The 15,769-nt window shown below is 60.2% G+C and carries 16 protein-coding genes; 6 read left to right on the top strand and 10 right to left on the bottom strand.

Features of this window, described 5'->3' with window-relative positions; genetic code table 11:
- Positions 1–424: 424 nt before the first annotated feature.
- From fabF to fabD, 4 genes are all read right to left on the bottom strand, one after another.
- The gene (gene fabF, locus AGR13A_RS05210; RefSeq protein ID WP_080836569.1) at positions 425–1,687 is read right to left on the bottom strand and encodes a beta-ketoacyl-ACP synthase II; all 1,263 of its coding nucleotides are present in this window, start codon (positions 1,685–1,687) and stop codon (positions 425–427) included.
- A 248-nt stretch (positions 1,688–1,935) separates the two neighbouring features.
- Entirely contained in the window at positions 1,936–2,172 is a 237-nt protein-coding gene (locus tag AGR13A_RS05205; RefSeq protein ID WP_003502080.1) for an acyl carrier protein, read from the bottom strand.
- Between the two features lie 349 nt (positions 2,173–2,521).
- Entirely contained in the window at positions 2,522–3,259 is a 738-nt protein-coding gene (fabG, locus tag AGR13A_RS05200) for a 3-oxoacyl-[acyl-carrier-protein] reductase (protein WP_080834047.1), read from the bottom strand.
- A 101-nt stretch (positions 3,260–3,360) separates the two neighbouring features.
- Entirely contained in the window at positions 3,361–4,305 is a 945-nt protein-coding gene (gene fabD / locus AGR13A_RS05195; RefSeq protein ID WP_139786020.1) for an ACP S-malonyltransferase, read from the bottom strand.
- A gap of 224 nt (positions 4,306–4,529) precedes the next feature.
- Between fabD and AGR13A_RS05190 the strand changes: the two genes are divergently transcribed.
- The 5 genes from AGR13A_RS05190 to rplI all read left to right on the top strand — a co-directional run bounded on the left by AGR13A_RS05190 (position 4,530) and on the right by rplI (position 8,345).
- Positions 4,530–5,573 (top strand): aldo/keto reductase, encoded by a 1,044-nt coding sequence (locus AGR13A_RS05190; RefSeq protein ID WP_080834043.1) that lies wholly within the window; start codon positions 4,530–4,532, stop codon positions 5,571–5,573.
- A 291-nt stretch (positions 5,574–5,864) separates the two neighbouring features.
- The gene (rpsF, locus tag AGR13A_RS05180; protein ID WP_003496829.1) at positions 5,865–6,326 is read left to right on the top strand and encodes a 30S ribosomal protein S6; all 462 of its coding nucleotides are present in this window, start codon (positions 5,865–5,867) and stop codon (positions 6,324–6,326) included.
- Positions 6,327–6,342: 16 nt separating this feature from the next.
- Positions 6,343–6,591, top strand: a complete 249-nt coding sequence (rpsR, locus tag AGR13A_RS05175; protein WP_003502063.1) for a 30S ribosomal protein S18 — start codon at positions 6,343–6,345, stop codon at positions 6,589–6,591.
- Positions 6,592–6,780: 189 nt separating this feature from the next.
- On the top strand, positions 6,781–7,755 hold the full coding sequence (locus AGR13A_RS05170) for a DUF2232 domain-containing protein (protein WP_080834041.1): 975 nt from the start codon (positions 6,781–6,783) through the stop codon (positions 7,753–7,755).
- 14 nt (positions 7,756–7,769) lie between these two features.
- The gene (rplI, locus tag AGR13A_RS05165; protein ID WP_003496836.1) at positions 7,770–8,345 is read left to right on the top strand and encodes a 50S ribosomal protein L9; all 576 of its coding nucleotides are present in this window, start codon (positions 7,770–7,772) and stop codon (positions 8,343–8,345) included.
- Between the two features lie 249 nt (positions 8,346–8,594).
- On the opposite strand, the gene AGR13A_RS05160 is transcribed toward rplI, so the two are convergent.
- The 3 genes from AGR13A_RS05160 to AGR13A_RS05150 are packed head-to-tail and all read right to left on the bottom strand — an operon-like array spanning position 8,595 to position 11,885.
- On the bottom strand, positions 8,595–9,662 hold the full coding sequence (locus AGR13A_RS05160; protein ID WP_080836562.1) for an HlyD family secretion protein: 1,068 nt from the start codon (positions 9,660–9,662) through the stop codon (positions 8,595–8,597).
- Between the two features lie 19 nt (positions 9,663–9,681).
- Positions 9,682–11,433, bottom strand: coding sequence for an MFS transporter (locus AGR13A_RS05155; protein ID WP_167377415.1), 1,752 nt, complete (start codon positions 11,431–11,433; stop codon positions 9,682–9,684).
- Positions 11,430–11,885 (bottom strand): MarR family winged helix-turn-helix transcriptional regulator, encoded by a 456-nt coding sequence (locus AGR13A_RS05150; RefSeq protein ID WP_003496842.1) that lies wholly within the window; start codon positions 11,883–11,885, stop codon positions 11,430–11,432. Before AGR13A_RS05150 ends, AGR13A_RS05155 begins: the two co-directional genes overlap by 4 nt.
- 310 nt (positions 11,886–12,195) lie before the next feature.
- Between AGR13A_RS05150 and AGR13A_RS05145 the strand changes: the two genes are divergently transcribed.
- Positions 12,196–13,692, top strand: coding sequence for a replicative DNA helicase (locus tag AGR13A_RS05145; RefSeq protein ID WP_080834039.1), 1,497 nt, complete (start codon positions 12,196–12,198; stop codon positions 13,690–13,692).
- Between the two features lie 101 nt (positions 13,693–13,793).
- Here AGR13A_RS05145 and AGR13A_RS05140 read toward each other — a convergent pair whose 3' ends face one another.
- The 3 genes from AGR13A_RS05140 to AGR13A_RS05130 all read right to left on the bottom strand — a co-directional run bounded on the left by AGR13A_RS05140 (position 13,794) and on the right by AGR13A_RS05130 (position 15,747).
- Positions 13,794–14,096 (bottom strand): AzlD family protein, encoded by a 303-nt coding sequence (locus AGR13A_RS05140; RefSeq protein ID WP_035217976.1) that lies wholly within the window; start codon positions 14,094–14,096, stop codon positions 13,794–13,796.
- Positions 14,093–14,797 (bottom strand): AzlC family ABC transporter permease, encoded by a 705-nt coding sequence (locus AGR13A_RS05135; protein WP_080834037.1) that lies wholly within the window; start codon positions 14,795–14,797, stop codon positions 14,093–14,095. The genes AGR13A_RS05140 and AGR13A_RS05135 overlap by 4 nt, the downstream gene beginning before the upstream one ends.
- Before the next feature lie 92 nt (positions 14,798–14,889).
- Entirely contained in the window at positions 14,890–15,747 is an 858-nt protein-coding gene (locus AGR13A_RS05130) for an AraC family transcriptional regulator (protein WP_167377414.1), read from the bottom strand.
- Between the last annotated feature and the right edge of the window lie 22 nt (positions 15,748–15,769).

Below are 15,769 nucleotides of genomic sequence, written 5' to 3'. Positions count from 1 at the left end.
TCCTTTTCAGTTCGGCGTTGTCAGCGCTTTTTGCGCAGGTAATGCGGCAAAAACAGGTTCGGAATGTCTTCCTGCACCACATAGAGATATCGTGAAGTCGTCTTTGTCTTGCTTCACGAATCGTCGTTTCGGGCAAAGCCGGTCAAGGGAAGCTGTTTGCAGCGGCAGATCACCCTGAAACGGCAACCAACTTTCCATAAACGACTACAATATCGGCGCGAAAATCGAAATGGCTTTCGCAGGCCGCAATGCGTTCTTCAAATGAAAGAGCGCGCCTCATGCGCCCGGCGGGAGGGAGCCGCACCCGCTTGAAACGGTCTGCGGCACCGGGTCGCAACCGCGACGGCAAGAGCCGCCGCGATTAATCTTCTGGTCCCCGCATGTCCTTACCCCAAAACCGCTGCGCATTTTTGGGAGACATGGTCTAGGCTTCGTAACGGCGCAGTACGAGGGAGGCGTTGGTGCCGCCGAAACCGAAGGAATTCGAGAGCGCCACATTGACCTGACGCTTGCGCGCCTTGTGCGGCACCAGATCGATCTTCGTTTCCACATCGGGATTATCGAGGTTCAATGTCGGCGGTACGATGTTGTCGCGGATCGCAAGCGTCGCGAAAATGGCTTCGATCGCACCCGCCGCACCGAGAAGATGGCCGGTGGCCGATTTGGTTGACGACATCGAGATCTTCGGGGCCGAATCGCCCACGAGCCGCTCGACGGCGCCAAGCTCGATCGTGTCGGCCATGGTGGAGGTGCCGTGGGCGTTGATATAGTCGATATCGTCAGGCGTGAGACCTGCGCGCTTCAGCGCCATCGCCATGCAGCGATAGGCACCCTCGCCGTCCTCGGACGGAGCCGTGATGTGGTAGGCGTCACCGGAAAGGCCATAACCGACGACTTCGGCATAAATCTTCGCGCCGCGCGCCTTGGCATGTTCCAGCTCTTCCAGAACGACGATGCCCGCACCTTCACCCATGACGAAACCATCGCGGTCACGGTCATAGGGGCGCGAGGCCTTTTCCGGATTGTCATTGTGCTGGGTGGAGAGCGCCTTGCAGGCGGCGAAACCGGCAAGCGCAATGCGGCAGACCGGCGATTCGGCGCCACCCGCGACCATGACGTCGGCATCGCCGAAAGCGATCAGCCGGGCGGCATCGCCAATGGCGTGCGCGCCGGTCGAGCAGGCCGTCACAACGGCATGGTTCGGTCCGCGCAGCTTGTGGCGGATGGAGACCTGGCCGGAAACGAGGTTGATCAGACGGCCGGGAATGAAGAATGGAGAAATGCGGCGCGGACCCTTGTCGCGCAACGTATAACCCGCCTCGACAATGCCTTCCAGACCACCAATGCCGGAACCGATCAGAACGCCTGTCGCGATCTGGTCCTCGTCCGTTTCGGGATGCCAGCCGGCATCGGCAAGCGCCATGTCGGCGGCGGCCACGCCATAAAGGATGAACGGATCGATCTTGCGCTGTTCTTTGACTTCCATCCAGTCGTCGGCATTGAAAGTGCCGTTGGAGCCATCGCCGACGGGAATGCGGCAGGCGATCTTGGCTGGCAAGTCTTCGACTTCGAATTCAGTCACGAGACGGGCGCCATTCTGGCCGGCCAGCAGCCGCTCCCAGGTCACTTCCGTTCCGCATCCAAGAGGAGATACCATGCCGGTACCGGTGATAACGACACGCCTCATCGCCAACGCTCCGCCCTTATCCAAATCATCGGTCTTTTGCAGCGCCTGGCGCCATGGAACGCGGCGCAAGCGACGATGCAATATTTTTCAGTTTTCGCATGACACCCGCCGCAGACCGGTTGCGGTCGAAAGGTCGGATATCAGCCAGTACGCGCACCATTGTCGGCGCGTGCCGTCTCACGATAAAATATTGGCCCGGACAAGCCGGGCCAAGACGGGAGGGTATTTCACCTCCCCACGAAGGTCGATCAGGCCTGTGCCTTCTCGATGAACTTGACGGCGTCGCCGACAGTCAGGATCGAGTCAGCTGCGTCGTCGGGAATTTCGACGCCGAATTCTTCTTCGAAAGCCATGACCAGTTCAACGGTATCGAGCGAATCAGCGCCCAGATCGTCAATGAAGCTGGCGCCTTCAACAACCTTGTCGGCGTCAACGCCAAGATGATCAATTACAATTTTCTTTACGCGTTCTGCGATATCGCTCATGTCGGTTTCCTCGACCTTTATTTTGAAGGGAATGCCTCGCGGCACCCTGCCCTGTTAGAGCCCTCATGCGCCGTTCAAATCCGGCACTGCGGGCAAACCCGTTCAACCCGGTCCAAGCTAGACATCGTCACGCAAAATCGCAACGGCTTCCTGTCTCTCCGGGACGACTGTTCACAGTCTTGGCCCGCTTAACACGGTTTCAACCGGTCGAAAAGCCTGAAAACGCGCTAAGCACAGCGTATGACAGGCAATTTCGCCGGAAACCGGCCGGCGGGGCCTTGCGGCGCCATGCACCCAAGAAGGTGCTTAAACAGCGCCGCAATCCTTTTAACGACGGCCTTGAGCGCCGTCAGATCATCGCCATGCCGCCGTTGACGTGCAGGGTCTGGCCGGTCATGTAGGCGGCTTCATTGGAAGCCAGATAAAGAACGGCCGAAGCGACTTCGGCACCGGTTCCCATACGCTTCATGGGAATGGCGCCCATGATGGCGTCTTTCTGCTTGTCGTTCAGCTTGCCGGTCATGGCGCTTTCGATAAAGCCCGGCGCCACGCAGTTGACGGTGACGTTGCGGGTGGCGATTTCCTGCGCCAGCGACTTCGAAAAACCGATCATGCCGGCCTTGGAGGCGCAATAGTTTGCCTGACCGGGATTGCCGGTGACGCCGACGATGGAGGTGATGTTGATGATGCGGCCGAAACGACGGCGCATCATCGGATGCGTCAGCTCGCGCGTCAGGCGGAACATCGCCGTCAGGTTCACCTCGATGACACTGTCCCAGTCCTCGTCGCTCATGCGTACGAAGAGGCCGTCCTTGGTGATGCCGGCATTGTTGACGAGGATATCGACGCCTTCCAGCTCGGCTTCGGCCTTTTCGCCGAGCGCCTTGACCTCGGCGCGGTCGGCAAGGTTCGCCGGGAAAATTTTGACGCGTTCGCCAAGTTCCGCCGCCAGCGCTTCGAGCTTTTCAACGCGCGTGCCGTGCAGGCCGACGGTTGCGCCCTGGCTGTGCAGAAGGCGGGCGATTTCTTCGCCGATGCCGCCGGTCGCGCCGGTTACGAGAGCCTTGCGGCCTGTCAGATCAAACATGGTCCGTTCCTTCTTTAGAGCAATTCCGCAAAAAGCCTTTTAGCGGTTTTGCATCGGGAATTATCGTAAAACAGAAAGCCGTTACGGGCGTAAGCCTGTTCTCAGCCGATGAGAGTGGCAAGCAGCTGATCGATATCGGCGGCGCCGTTGACGGCCACGCCGTTCACCGTCTTGTCGATGCGGCGGGCAAGGCCCGTCAGCACCTTGCCGGAGCCGATCTCATAAAGCTGCGTCACATTGTTGGCGGCGAACCATTCAACCGTTTCGCGCCAGCGCACCTGGCCCGTCACCTGCTCAACCAGCAAGGCGGCGATCTCATTGGCGTCGGAAACGGGAGCGGCGCGCACATTGGCGATAACCGGCACGACCGGGTTGTTCTTTTCGACGCTCGCCAGCGCCTCGCGCATCGCTTCTGCGGCAGGCGCCATCAGCGCCGAGTGGAAGGGCGCGGAAACCGGCAGCATGATGGCGCGCTTAGCGCCCTTTTCGGAAGCGATGGCCGCAGCCTTTTCAACCGCAGCCTTGGATCCGGAAATGACCAGCTGGCCGCCGCCATTGTCATTGGCGATCTGGCAGATGCCAAGAATGGCGGCCTCCCCGCAGATCGCCGAAACCGCATCATGCTCCAGCCCGATGATCGCCGCCATGGCGCCCTCGCCAACCGGAACGGCGGCCTGCATGGCATTGCCGCGGATGCGAAGAAGACGGGCGGTGTCTGCAATCGAGAAGGTGCCGGCGGCACAGAGCGCCGAATATTCGCCAAGCGAATGGCCCGCAACAAAAGAGACGGCGTCGGAGAGCTTCAGGCCGCGCGCTTCCAGAACCCGCATGACCGCCATGGACACCGCCATGAGCGCCGGCTGGGCATTCGCCGTCAGCGTCAGCGTTTCCTCCGGGCCATTCCACATGATGTCGGAAAGCTTCTGGCCAAGCGCCTCATCGACTTCCTCGAAGACGGCGCGCGCCTCTACATAAGTGTCGGCGAGTTCCTTGCCCATGCCGACGGCCTGGCTTCCCTGACCGGGAAATGTGAATGCAATACCCATGGGATGTGGTCCTTCTTGTCTGGCCTTGCCTTTATTCTTTCGGACTTCCATTCACATTCCCGCCCGCGAAGTCAAGGCTTGAAGCCCTCGGACAGCCCCACTCGCGGGGTTTTGCCGACCTATTTTCCGCATTCTTTTCATCATATTTTTTCTTGCACTGCGGCAATTCCCCATTACTTTCATGCCACTTTTCAAAACATCTCGCCAGGTACCGGGACATTTCCATGAAACAGAGACTATTGGGCCGCACGGGTATTTCCGTGTCCGAAATTTGCCTTGGCACGATGACGTGGGGCACGCAGAACACCGAAGCCGACGCGCATGCGCAGATGGATTATGCCGTTGAGAACGGTGTCAATTTCTTCGATACGGCCGAACTTTACCCCACCACGCCGGTTTCCGCCGAAACCCAGGGGCGCACAGAAGACTATATCGGCACATGGTTTGAAAAGACCGGCAAGCGCGACCAGGTCGTGCTCGCCACCAAGGTTGCCGGCTCCGGTCGCGACTATATTCGCGGCGGCCGCGACATCGACGCCGCAGCCATTCGCGAGGCGGTGGATACAAGCCTCAAGCGCCTGAAGACTGACTATATCGACCTCTACCAGATCCACTGGCCGAACCGCGGCACCTATCATTTCCGCGGCGCCTGGAGCTTCGACGCCTCGGGTCAGGAAAAGCAGCGCACGCTCGCCGAAATCACCGAGAAGCTCGAGACGCTCGGCGAACTGGTGAAAGCCGGCAAGATCCGCGCCATCGGCCTTTCCAACGAGAGCGCCTGGGGCACCCAGAAATATATCGACATCGCCGAGGCCCACGGCCTGCCGCGCGTCGCCACCATCCAGAACGAATATAACCTTCTCTATCGCAGCTTCGATCTCGACATGGCGGAAGTCGCCCATCACGAGGATGTCGGCCTGCTCGCCTATTCGCCGCTGGCGGCGGGGCTGCTTACCGGCAAGTACCAGAACGGCGCACGCCCGGCGGGTTCGCGCGCCACCATCAACAAGGACCTCGGCGGTCGGCTGCAGCCGTTTCAGGAAGCACCGGTCAAGGCCTATCTGGAGCTTGCGGCCCAGCATGGCATCGATCCGGCAAAGCTCGCCATCGCCTTCTGCCTCACGCGCCCCTTCATGGCCTCGGCCATCATCGGCGCCACCACGATCGAGCAGCTGAAGGTGGATATTGCGGCGGCCGACGTGACGCTGTCGGACGAGGTGCTGAAGGGGATCGCGGCGATCCACCGGCAATATCCGATGCCAATCTGACAGGATAATGGCGCGCTTTTTCGCCCCTTGCCCTTGCATTCCGGGCAAAATTGCGTATAAGCGCGCTGTTCACAACACCCGGTCCAATTGGCTGGTGGCTGAACGGAGGGCTGGTTTCGGTAACGAAACAGCAGGAACCATAAGGTTTTTCCGGCCTCCCGTGTCTCCGCTCTCGACCGTCTCGAACAACGCTTTTCTTGCTTTAAGGCTTTACCGCCTACCCAAGAGCAGTCGTTGAGGCTTAGCGCCGTTGCCGGGTGAAGGACGAAACGCAAGAAAGGCAAAGCTTAAATGGCTCTTTACGAACACATCTTCCTTGCCCGGCAGGATATTTCTGCCCAGCAGGTCGACGCACTTGTCGAGCAGTACAAGGGCGTTATCGAATCGTTCGGCGGTAAAGTCGGACGCGTCGAGAACTGGGGTCTGAAGTCCCTCACCTACCGCATCAAGAAGAACCGCAAGGCTCACTACGCTCTCATGGACATCGACGCTCCGGCGGCTGCAGTTCATGAAGTCGAGCGCCAGATGCGCATCAACGAAGACGTTCTTCGCTACATGACCATCGCCGTCGAAGCCCACGAAGAAGGCCCGTCCGCGATGATGCAGAAGCGCGATCGCGACGACCGTCCGCGCCGTGACGGCGACCGTCCGGACCGTGGCCCGCGTGAAGATCGTGGTCCGCGCGCACCGCGCGAAGGTGGCTTCGGCGACCGCGAAGACCGTCCGCGCCGTCCGCGCGAAGACCGTGCATAAGAAGGAGTTTTGACCAATGGCTGACGCATCCTCTTCCCAGGCACGCCGCCCGTTCCACCGTCGTCGCAAGACGTGCCCCTTCTCCGGCGCAAACGCTCCGAAGATCGACTACAAGGACGTTCGTCTCCTGCAGCGCTACATTTCCGAGCGCGGCAAGATCGTTCCTTCCCGCATCACGGCCGTTTCCCAGAAGAAGCAGCGCGAACTCGCCCAGGCGATCAAGCGCGCCCGTTTCCTCGGCCTGCTGCCTTACGTCGTAGCGTAATGAATTGAAGCGAGGCTGCGTTTCGGCGCGGCCTCGCTTTCTCCTTTGAAGCTACTGCCTTCTAAGCAGTAGGTTGAAGGCTTCCAAATCCTTCCGCGTTGGGCGCGGATCGATACCAAAAAACCCATGTTGGGGATGAGGCTCTCAGGAGCGATCCTCTAACTGCTTTAGTTTCAGCAGGACAGCGAAGTGCAAAAGTTGAACCAGACAGTGCTGATCACCGGCGTTCTCGCCGGCATATGCGCCGCGTTTCTAACGCTTGGCGCAACGGCACAGTCGTCCTTTTCCTTCCTGCTCTATGCCGGTTCGGCCATGCCCATCTTCATCGCCGGCATGGGCTGGGGCAACCGCGCCGCTGTCGTTGCGATCATCACCACGGCCATCATCGGCGCGCTTGTCATGTCGCCGCTGTTTGCGCTGACCATCGCGATCTTCACGCTGATCCCGGCGGGCTGGCTTTCGCATCTCGCCAATCTGGCACGCCCGGCCTCCGAACTTGGCGGTCCGGATGATCTGCTTGCCTGGTATCCGCTCTCCGGCATCGTCCTGCATCTTTGCCTCCTGGTTGCGGTTGCCGTCGTCATTCTTGGCTGGATGATCGGTTACGGCCCTGATCTCGTCGCCCGCATGGTCGATATCATGATGACCTCGGTGCAGAACCGCGAGCCGCTGTTCGAACCCAATGCCGAGGCGCTCGCCCAGACAAAATCGCTGCTGGTGCTGATGCTGCCGATCGTTCAGGGCGGCCTGTGGGTCATCCTTCTGTTCGCGGCCTATTATTTCGCAACCCGGCTGGTTGGTTCCTTCGGCAAGGGCCTTCGCCCGCGTGAGGACATTGCTTCCGCGCTGCGCATGCACCGCAACGCGATCTTCATTTTTCTGGCCGGCATCGTGGCCATGTTCTTCGGCGGCGTCGCCGCCATGGTTGGCGCCGTCATCTGCGGCACCTTCGGCGCAGGCTTCCTGATGGCAGGTTATGCCTCGCTGCATAAAAAAGCGCGCGGAAAGGACTGGCGTCTGCCGGTTCTTATCCTCGCTTATCTCTCGGCGGTCTTTGTCTTTCCGCTGTTCATCATTCTCGTGCTCGGCTTGAGCGACGTGCGCAGCACGATCTCGCTGACGCCTGCACGGAAAACCGACAATACGAACGAAACCAACAACTAGAAAGGATCAAGAAGATGGACGTTATTCTTCTCGAACGCATCAACAAGCTCGGCCAGATGGGCGAAACCGTCAAGGTTCGCGACGGTTACGCCCGTAACTTCCTGCTGCCGCAGGGCAAGGCGCTGCGCGCCAACGCCGCCAACAAGACCCGTTTCGAAACCGAGCGCGCAACGCTTGAAGCCCGTAACCTCGAGCGCAAGTCGGAAGCCCAGAAGGTTGCCGAAGCACTCGAAGGCAAGTCCTTCATCGTCGTCCGTTCGGCTGGCGAAACCGGTCAGCTGTACGGCTCTGTTGCTGCTCGCGACGTCGTTGAAATCCTGGCTGCCGAAGGCTTCAACATCGGCCGCAACCAGGTTGAACTGAACACGCCGATCAAGACCATCGGCCTGCACAACGTCACCCTGCACCTGCACGCCGAAGTCGAGCTTCAGGTCGAGCTGAACGTTGCCCGTTCCGCCGAAGAAGCCGAGCGTCAGTCCAAGGGCGAAAGCCTCACCTCCGCCGACGCCATCTACGGCGTTGACGAAGACGCCCTGCGTCCGGAAGACTTCTTCGATCCGGAAGCAGACCGCGACGGCGACGACGAATAAGATTTGGCCTAGCGGCCGAAGAAAAACCCCGGATGGAAACATCCGGGTTTTTTTGTTTGTGGGTTGGAGTTTGCCGTTGGATACCCCCCTCTGCCCTGCCGGGCATCTCCCCCTCAAGGGGGGAGATCGGCAAGCGGACGGCTCCCTGCCTATGGAACGGGCGAGTGCGGCATATCGATCTCCCCTTTTGAGGGGGAGATGTCCGGCAGGACAGAGGGGGGTGCCCACCATCCGCACCCTCAACGCCCACTACCTCGCCGCCGTCTCAGCCCCCTCCGGCGCCACGCTTTTGTCCACATGCACGACCACCGACATGCCCGGCGACAGATCCGCCGCCAGCGGCTGATCCGCATCAATCGCGATGCGCACGCCGACACGCTGGGCGATCTTCACGAAATTGCCTGTCGCATTGTCCGGCTTGATGACAGCGAATTCCGATCCCGTGGCGGGCGAGAACCGCTCGACGCGGCCGTTGAGCTTGCGGCGATGCAGGGCATCCACCGAGATCGTCACCGGCTGGCCGACCTGCATGCCGGAAAGCTGGGTTTCCTTGAAATTGGCGATGACCCAGACATCATGCGGCACGACCGCCATCAATTGCGTTCCCGCCGTGACATATTGACCGGTGCGCACGCCGATTTCACCGAGCCTGCCATCCACCGGCGCATGAATCTCCGTATTGTCGAGGTCGATCTTCGCAAGTTCCACCGCAGCTTCGGCATTGGCGACAGCCGCCTGCAACGAACTGCGATTGACGATGATCGTCTGCAGATCCTGTCGCGAGACCTCGAGGGCTGCTTTCGCCTGCGACAGGGATGCGCGCGCCTTTTCAAGCGCGGCATGCGCCTCTTCCTGAAGGCTTGAGGTTCCGACACCGCTCTTGATGAGATTATCCTGCCGGTCGGATGCAAGCTGCGCCTGCTTCAGAGAGGCCTCGGCGGCATCGACAGCCGCCTGGCTGGAAAGGATATTGGCATTGGCAGCGTTTTCCTGCTGACGGGAATTATCGAGCGCCGCCTTCTGCGTATCGAGCGTGGCGGCCGCCTGTGCCTGTTTCTGGCGGTAGATGCGGTCATCGATCTTCGCCAGCAAGGTGCCCTTCTTGACCTCCTGATAGTCCTTCACAGGCACGTCCACGACGTAACCGCTGACCTGCGGGCTCATGGTGGTGACGTAACCGCGCACGAAGGCGTTGTCGGTCATTTCAACGGTGGAGAGGAACGGCGGCAGCCGCCAGGCGTAAAGCACCAGTGCCACGCCGGCGAGGCCGCCGAGCAGGACGAGAATGGAAACGGGGGTAAAAAACTTCTTCAGCATTGTATCACTCTTGGAAGGTTCAAGACTGTTGTGCCGGTGCGGCATCGACATTGTCCCTCAGGAGGAACGGGCGGATGCGCAGCCATGCAAGGTGGATCAAAAGCGCGACGAGCGCCAGCGCCGAAACAACGGAGATCAGCAGGAACGTATCATTATAGGCAAGCACATAGGCCTCCTTGCTGACCTGCTGGCCGAGAAGGGAAAGCCCCTCGGCCTTCAGCAGCGCCGGGTCGGTGATGACATGGCTGTAGGCGCCGGAAAGCTGGGATACGCGCTGGGCGACTACGGGATTGGTGAGCAGGACATTTTCCACCAGTATATTGGAATGGAATTTTTCGCGCAGTGTCACGAAGCTACCGAGCAGCCCGGTCATCAGCATCGAACCCGTGATCTGGGTGAACAGGAAGATGGTGATGAAATTCACCAAGTAGGGTGCACCTCTGGCAAGGGCCGCGGCAAAACCCTTGGACATGACGGGCGGCAGGAACATGGCCGCCCCGAAGGCAATCATCATCTGGCTGAGATACATTTCGCCCGGCCGCGTCAGATTGGTGGACTGGCTGTCCATTAACGAGCCGGCGGCGATCAGCGCCAGCGCAATCACATGCGCCGTATCCACGTATTTTGTCAGCATCAGCCAGGCGCAGGCCGCACCGCCAAGCACCGTCGCCAGCAACACCAGCGCATAAAGCGTCGTCGTCTGGTCGTTCAGCAGGCCAAGCTGCTGGTAGAAGCTGACCGCTGTTGAGGATTGTTCGGAAGAAACCGCGCGATAAACGAGCAGCACCGCAATAATATGCAGGTTGGTCTTCGAAAAAATCCAGCGCAGGTCGAGCAGCGGGTTTTTGCGCGGCAATTCGATGAAGGCCATGAGGGTCAGGAGCGCGATCGACGTTGCCAGAAGCACGCCCAGCCACCATGTTTCGAACCACCAGTAGAACCGGCCAAGGGTAAGCATGACCGCAAGACAGCCGAGACCGCCCGCAAACAGCAGATAGCTCAGAATGTCCATGCGCTCGATGACTTTCGCACGCGGCGGCGGCGTGACTTTCAGCACATAGATCATCGCGAAGGAGATCAGCGCAAACCCCACCTCCATGGAATAAAGCGCGTTCCAGCCATCGATTTCCAAAAGAGAGGGCGAAACGATGCGGGCGACGGGTGCCGACAGCAAGGTGCCGGTCAGCGCGATGCTGAAACCGAGCGAGAATTTCCGCGCGGGCGGAAAGGCTTCCAGAATGTAGAGAAAGCCGAGCGACGAAATCGGCGCGGCGGCCATGCCGCTGACGAAACGGATAACGATGGCCGAATGCAGGTCTGTCACGAAGAGGTTTAGGCAGGAAGCGACCACAAAGGCGATGATCGAGAGTTCGGCAAAGGGCCGCAGGCCATATTGCGCCCTGATCTTGAAGAGAGCGATGGAAAATGTGGCATAGGGCGCCATATAGGCGGCGGAGAGCCATGCCACTTCCGCCACTGTTGCGGAAAACTCGCCCTGAAGCTGGTAGATATTGGCCATGACGAGGTTCATGCCCAGACCCTGGGTGATGAAGAACGACAGGCCCGCGAAGATGAAGCACAGCCGCAGCCACACCGGCCGTTCTACCGGTTGCGGCGCGGCGGGAACGGCAGCTTCCGGCGCGGTCTCGCTTGTACCTGCATCGCTCAGCGACGTGCTGGCCTGCTCTTCCGGAATGTCGTCCGGCTTGACGGTCGCTTCTGTATTTGCGGGAGCGGCCTCATCCGTTGTCTGCGGCAACACGGTGCTCACGATTGCACCCTCCCGCTTGCCAGATTTTGCAGATTGGCGGAAAGCCGGCGCATGACATCAAGCGCCATTGCGAGTTCCTGCGAGGAAATATCGGCAGCGATTTCCGAACGCAGCGATTTCGCCACCGCCTGCACCGTCTGCGAGGTCTTCTCTCCTTCCGCTGTCATGTGAATGCGTTTGGCGCGGCGGTCGTTTTCGTCGGAGCGGCGTTCGATGAGGTTCTGTTTCTCCATGCCATCCAGCACACGCACCAAGGTCGGGGTCTCGATTTCCATTTCCTCGGCAAGTTCAGTCTGGGTTAAAGGCCCGCGCCGCGACAGGGCAAAAAGCGCACGCGCACGCGCCAGCGTCAGGCCGCTTTCCCCTACCCTCGCGTCGAAAAACGCGCGCAGTTTGCGGGTAAAAGCGGAGACTTCATCGAGGAGCTGTTCCTTGTCGGTCTCGCGGGACATATCAGCCAGCCTTATAATTAGCACACTACTTATTTTCTGCCTATTTATTCGTAAGCCTGACGATTTTCAAGTTTCTTTCATGCCGGGTCTGCCATGCGGTAAACTCATGGCAGCGAATCACGTTGCCGGGAAATGCCGGCACCTCGTTCCCGCCCGCCTGTGGATTGCTGGGGACAACTGAAGATGTGATCCAGCTTTTCAGAACGGACGTCAGCCTGCCGTATAGTGTTGCAACAATATCATTGACTGCCATGCCCCAGGAAGCCAAACCCGAGGTTTAAGGACAAGGCAAAGGGAGATCGCGCAAACCATGAACGACGCTGTGAGAAAGATCACCCCCGCGCAGCCGGCGGAACCGCATTACCGCGAAGCGCCGAACAACATCGAGGCCGAACAGGCGCTGCTCGGCGCCATCCTCGTCAATAACGACGCCTATTACCGCGTGTCGGACTTCCTGAAGCCCGTGCATCTTTACGAACCCTTGCATCGCAAGATTTTCGAGGTGGCGGGCGATATCATCCGCATGGGCAAAACCGCCAATCCGGTGACGATCAAGACCTTCCTGCCGGCCGACGACAAGATCGGCGACCTGACGGTGGCGCAATATCTCGCGCGCCTGGCGGCGGAAGCCGTCTCCATCATCAATGCCGAAGATTACGGCCGCGCGATTTACGATCTGGCGCTGCGTCGCGCGCTGATCCAGATCGGCGAGGATGTCGTCAACATCGCCTATGACGCGCCGCTCGACATGCCGCCGCAGGCACAGATCGAGGACACCGAGCGCCGCCTGTTCGAACTGGCGGAAACCGGCCGTTACGATGGCGGCTTCCAGTCGTTCAACGACGCAGTGGCGCTGGCGATCGACATGGCGGGGGCCGCCTTCGAGCGCGACGGCAATCTCTCCGGCATCTCCACCGGCATTCACTCGCTCGACGCCCGCATGGGCGGTTTGCAGCGTTCCGACCTTATCGTGCTTGCCGGTCGCCCGGGTATGGGCAAGACCTCGCTTGCCACCAACATCGCCTATAACATCGCCGCGTCCTATGATCAGGAAGTGCAGCCCGATGGTTCGTTCAAGGCGAAAAACGGCGGTGTCGTCGGCTTCTACTCGCTCGAAATGTCGTCCGAACAGCTGGCCACCCGTATCATTTCCGAGCAGACCGAAGTGTCGTCCTCGAAAATCCGTCGCGGTGACATTACCGAGGCCGATTTCGAAAAGCTCGTCGCCTGCTCCCAGATGATGCAGAAAGTGCCGCTTTACATCGACCAGACCGGTGGTATCTCCATCGCCCAGCTTTCCGCCCGCGCCCGTCGCCTGAAGCGCCAGCGCGGCCTCGATGTCCTTGTCGTGGACTATATTCAGCTGATGACCGGTGGCGGCAAGGGCGGCGAAAACCGCGTGCAGGAAATCACCCAGATCACCACGGGCCTGAAGGCGCTTGGCAAGGAACTCAATGTTCCCATCATCGCGCTGTCACAGCTCTCCCGTGCGGTGGAAAGCCGCGAGGACAAGCGCCCGCAGCTTTCCGACCTGCGTGAATCGGGCTCCATCGAGCAGGACGCCGACGTGGTGATGTTCGTGTTCCGTGAAGAATATTATGTGAAAAACATGGAGCCGCGTGACCCCGGCGATGTGAAATATGCCGAATGGGAAGCACATTTCGACCGGGTGAAGGGCACGGCTGATGTCATCATCGCCAAGCAGCGCCACGGACCGACCGGCACGGTAAAGCTCGCCTTCCAGTCCGAATTCACCCGCTTTGCGGATCTGGCCGACCCGAGCTTCAGCCAATACGAAGAGCATTGATCCCATATGGATATTTGAGGGCAAATGGTTTCGCCCTCAACCTATGCCTCAGGTTTGGAATGGAACGAACGGAGTCTTTTCAGGACCTTGGCCGTATTGTTTCACAATCCGATTCCGCGCAGCAGCGCGACGCTGACGACGCCGAGTGTGGCGGCTGGCAGCAGGCTGAGGCGGAGTGCCGCGATTGCGGTTACCGCGCAGGCAATTGTTTCCGCCAGTCCGCTTGCCAGCGCCGTCGGCGTGACGACGGCCATCAGAACGGCAGGCGGAACCACACCGAGCGCCTTTTTCAGACGCGGTGTCAGGGTGAAATGACTGACCAGCAGCAGACCGCCAAGACGCGTGGCGACGGTTGCCGCCATCATGGCCAGAATCGCCAGCAGGGTATTCATATCGAGCGTCATACCGGCTGCTCCGCCTGCTCTTCATGACCGAAGGCCGCGACGGCAAGCCCCGCCAGCGCGCCGGCTGCAATATACCAGGCGCCCGGAACCAGCGTATGGGTGAGATAGGCGGCGGCGGCACTTGCCAGCAGCACGAAACCGGTTTCCCTGCCCTTCCAGAATCCCATGAGTAGCACGATGAAGACAGCCGGGAAGGCGAAATCCAGACCGATCACGGACATGTCACCCAAGACAGAGCCAAGCAGCGCGCCTGCCAGAGTGGCGAGGTTCCAGACGAGATAGATCGATAGCGCGGCCCCGGTGAAGAAGGCCGCCGTCAGCCTGCCGGCAATGACCCTGAATTCCGACAGCGCCCAGGATTCGTCGGTCAACACCAGCATGGCCGCGTATTTTCGCCAGCCGGTAAAATCGTCCAGCTTGCCGGCGATGGAGGCGCTCATCAGCACGTGGCGCAGATTGACCAGCAGTGCTGCGAAACCGAGCGCGCTCCAGCTTGCCGGATGCATCCACAGATCCATGGCCACAAATTGCGAGCCGCCGGCAAAGACCAGCAGCGACATCAGCGAGGCTTCCAGCGGCGACAGGCCCTTGCCAATGGCGACCGCGCCGAACACCACGCCAATCGGCACCATGGCGACAAGCAGCGGGGCGGCGGCCCTCAACCCCGCGCCGAATTCCGAGCGCTTTTCCGATACGAACATCGCATTCTCCCTTGCAGAAGAAGGCGATTACGCCCGGCAAGCCACCTCGTCTTGAACGAAAGTGACATTGTGGCGAAGAAACGCGGGCGGGATCACGCCACGCGGAATTGCCCTGGCGTGACGCCGGTGCGCGCCTTGAAATGCCGGGTAAAATGCGCCTGATCGGCAAAACCGCACAGCGCCGCCACTTCGGCCGGCGTCTCACCCGCACGCAGAAGACGGCGCGCCTGCCGGATGCGCACATCCGTCAGATAGGCGTGCGGGGTGATATGAAACTCCTTGCGAAAGGCGCGGATAAGGTGGGCGCGACTGAGGCCGGCAATCGAGGCCAGTTCCTCAAGGCCGATATCGGTCTCGTAATTGTCGGAAAGATAATCCCTCGCGGTATGGACCGCGGTTTTCTCGCGGGTTTTGACGGGCAGGATGATGGCGCTGCCGTGCCTGCCGAACAAGGCGGCGAGAACCGAGAACATGCCCTCATCCGCTTCCAGAGCGCCGGACCCGGCCTCCAGCCGGCGATGCGCCATCTGGAAAGCGATGGCCATCTGTGGATCGCGCGGCAGAAACCGGGGGAAAGACGGCGTGCCGTGAAAGGCCCTGCCCGTCACATCCTCGATAATGTCGCGCAGCAGCAATCTGTCGGGATAGATCATGCGGTAGCGATAACCGCCGCCGCCCGGCGCGCCATCGTGAATCTCGTCCGGGTTGATCAGATAGAGATGACCCGGCCCCGTCTGTTCGGTGGTGCCCTGAATGGTGGAAATCTGCGAGCCGCTTTCAATCGCGCCGATGGAGAAGGTGTCATGCGCATGTGGGGAATATTCATGCGTCAGGAACGTCGCGCTCAGACATTCCATGCCGCCAAAATGCCGGTCGCGCCAGAAACGCGTGGTTTCCGTCGCGGCAATAGGCATGACATCTATGGCCTGTTCCTGCGAAACATTGTGCATAGAAGGAGTTTAAAGCATTCGG

It is taken from the genome of Agrobacterium genomosp. 13 str. CFBP 6927 (assembly GCA_900012615.1).
GTDB lineage: Bacteria > Pseudomonadota > Alphaproteobacteria > Rhizobiales > Rhizobiaceae > Agrobacterium.
The sequence above is the reverse complement of the archived record's forward strand: the minus strand, read 5'-3'. Positions and strand labels throughout refer to the sequence as shown.

What these genes read in the sequence shown, in the direction of transcription:
- fabF (WP_080836569.1), bottom strand. Translation starts at nt 1,687, where the DNA reads ATGAGGCGTGTCGTTATCACCGGTACCGGCATGGTATCTCCTCTTGGA.
- AGR13A_RS05205 (WP_003502080.1), bottom strand. Translation starts at nt 2,172, where the DNA reads ATGAGCGATATCGCAGAACGCGTAAAGAAAATTGTAATTGATCATCTT.
- fabG (WP_080834047.1), bottom strand. Translation starts at nt 3,259, where the DNA reads ATGTTTGATCTGACAGGCCGCAAGGCTCTCGTAACCGGCGCGACCGGC.
- fabD (WP_139786020.1), bottom strand. Translation starts at nt 4,305, where the DNA reads ATGGGTATTGCATTCACATTTCCCGGTCAGGGAAGCCAGGCCGTCGGC.
- AGR13A_RS05190 (WP_080834043.1), top strand. Translation starts at nt 4,530, where the DNA reads ATGAAACAGAGACTATTGGGCCGCACGGGTATTTCCGTGTCCGAAATT.
- rpsF (WP_003496829.1), top strand. Translation starts at nt 5,865, where the DNA reads ATGGCTCTTTACGAACACATCTTCCTTGCCCGGCAGGATATTTCTGCC.
- rpsR (WP_003502063.1), top strand. Translation starts at nt 6,343, where the DNA reads ATGGCTGACGCATCCTCTTCCCAGGCACGCCGCCCGTTCCACCGTCGT.
- rplI (WP_003496836.1), top strand. Translation starts at nt 7,770, where the DNA reads ATGGACGTTATTCTTCTCGAACGCATCAACAAGCTCGGCCAGATGGGC.
- AGR13A_RS05160 (WP_080836562.1), bottom strand. Translation starts at nt 9,662, where the DNA reads ATGCTGAAGAAGTTTTTTACCCCCGTTTCCATTCTCGTCCTGCTCGGC.
- AGR13A_RS05150 (WP_003496842.1), bottom strand. Translation starts at nt 11,885, where the DNA reads ATGTCCCGCGAGACCGACAAGGAACAGCTCCTCGATGAAGTCTCCGCT.
- AGR13A_RS05145 (WP_080834039.1), top strand. Translation starts at nt 12,196, where the DNA reads ATGAACGACGCTGTGAGAAAGATCACCCCCGCGCAGCCGGCGGAACCG.
- AGR13A_RS05140 (WP_035217976.1), bottom strand. Translation starts at nt 14,096, where the DNA reads ATGACGCTCGATATGAATACCCTGCTGGCGATTCTGGCCATGATGGCG.
- AGR13A_RS05135 (WP_080834037.1), bottom strand. Translation starts at nt 14,797, where the DNA reads ATGTTCGTATCGGAAAAGCGCTCGGAATTCGGCGCGGGGTTGAGGGCC.
- AGR13A_RS05130 (WP_167377414.1), bottom strand. Translation starts at nt 15,747, where the DNA reads ATGCACAATGTTTCGCAGGAACAGGCCATAGATGTCATGCCTATTGCC.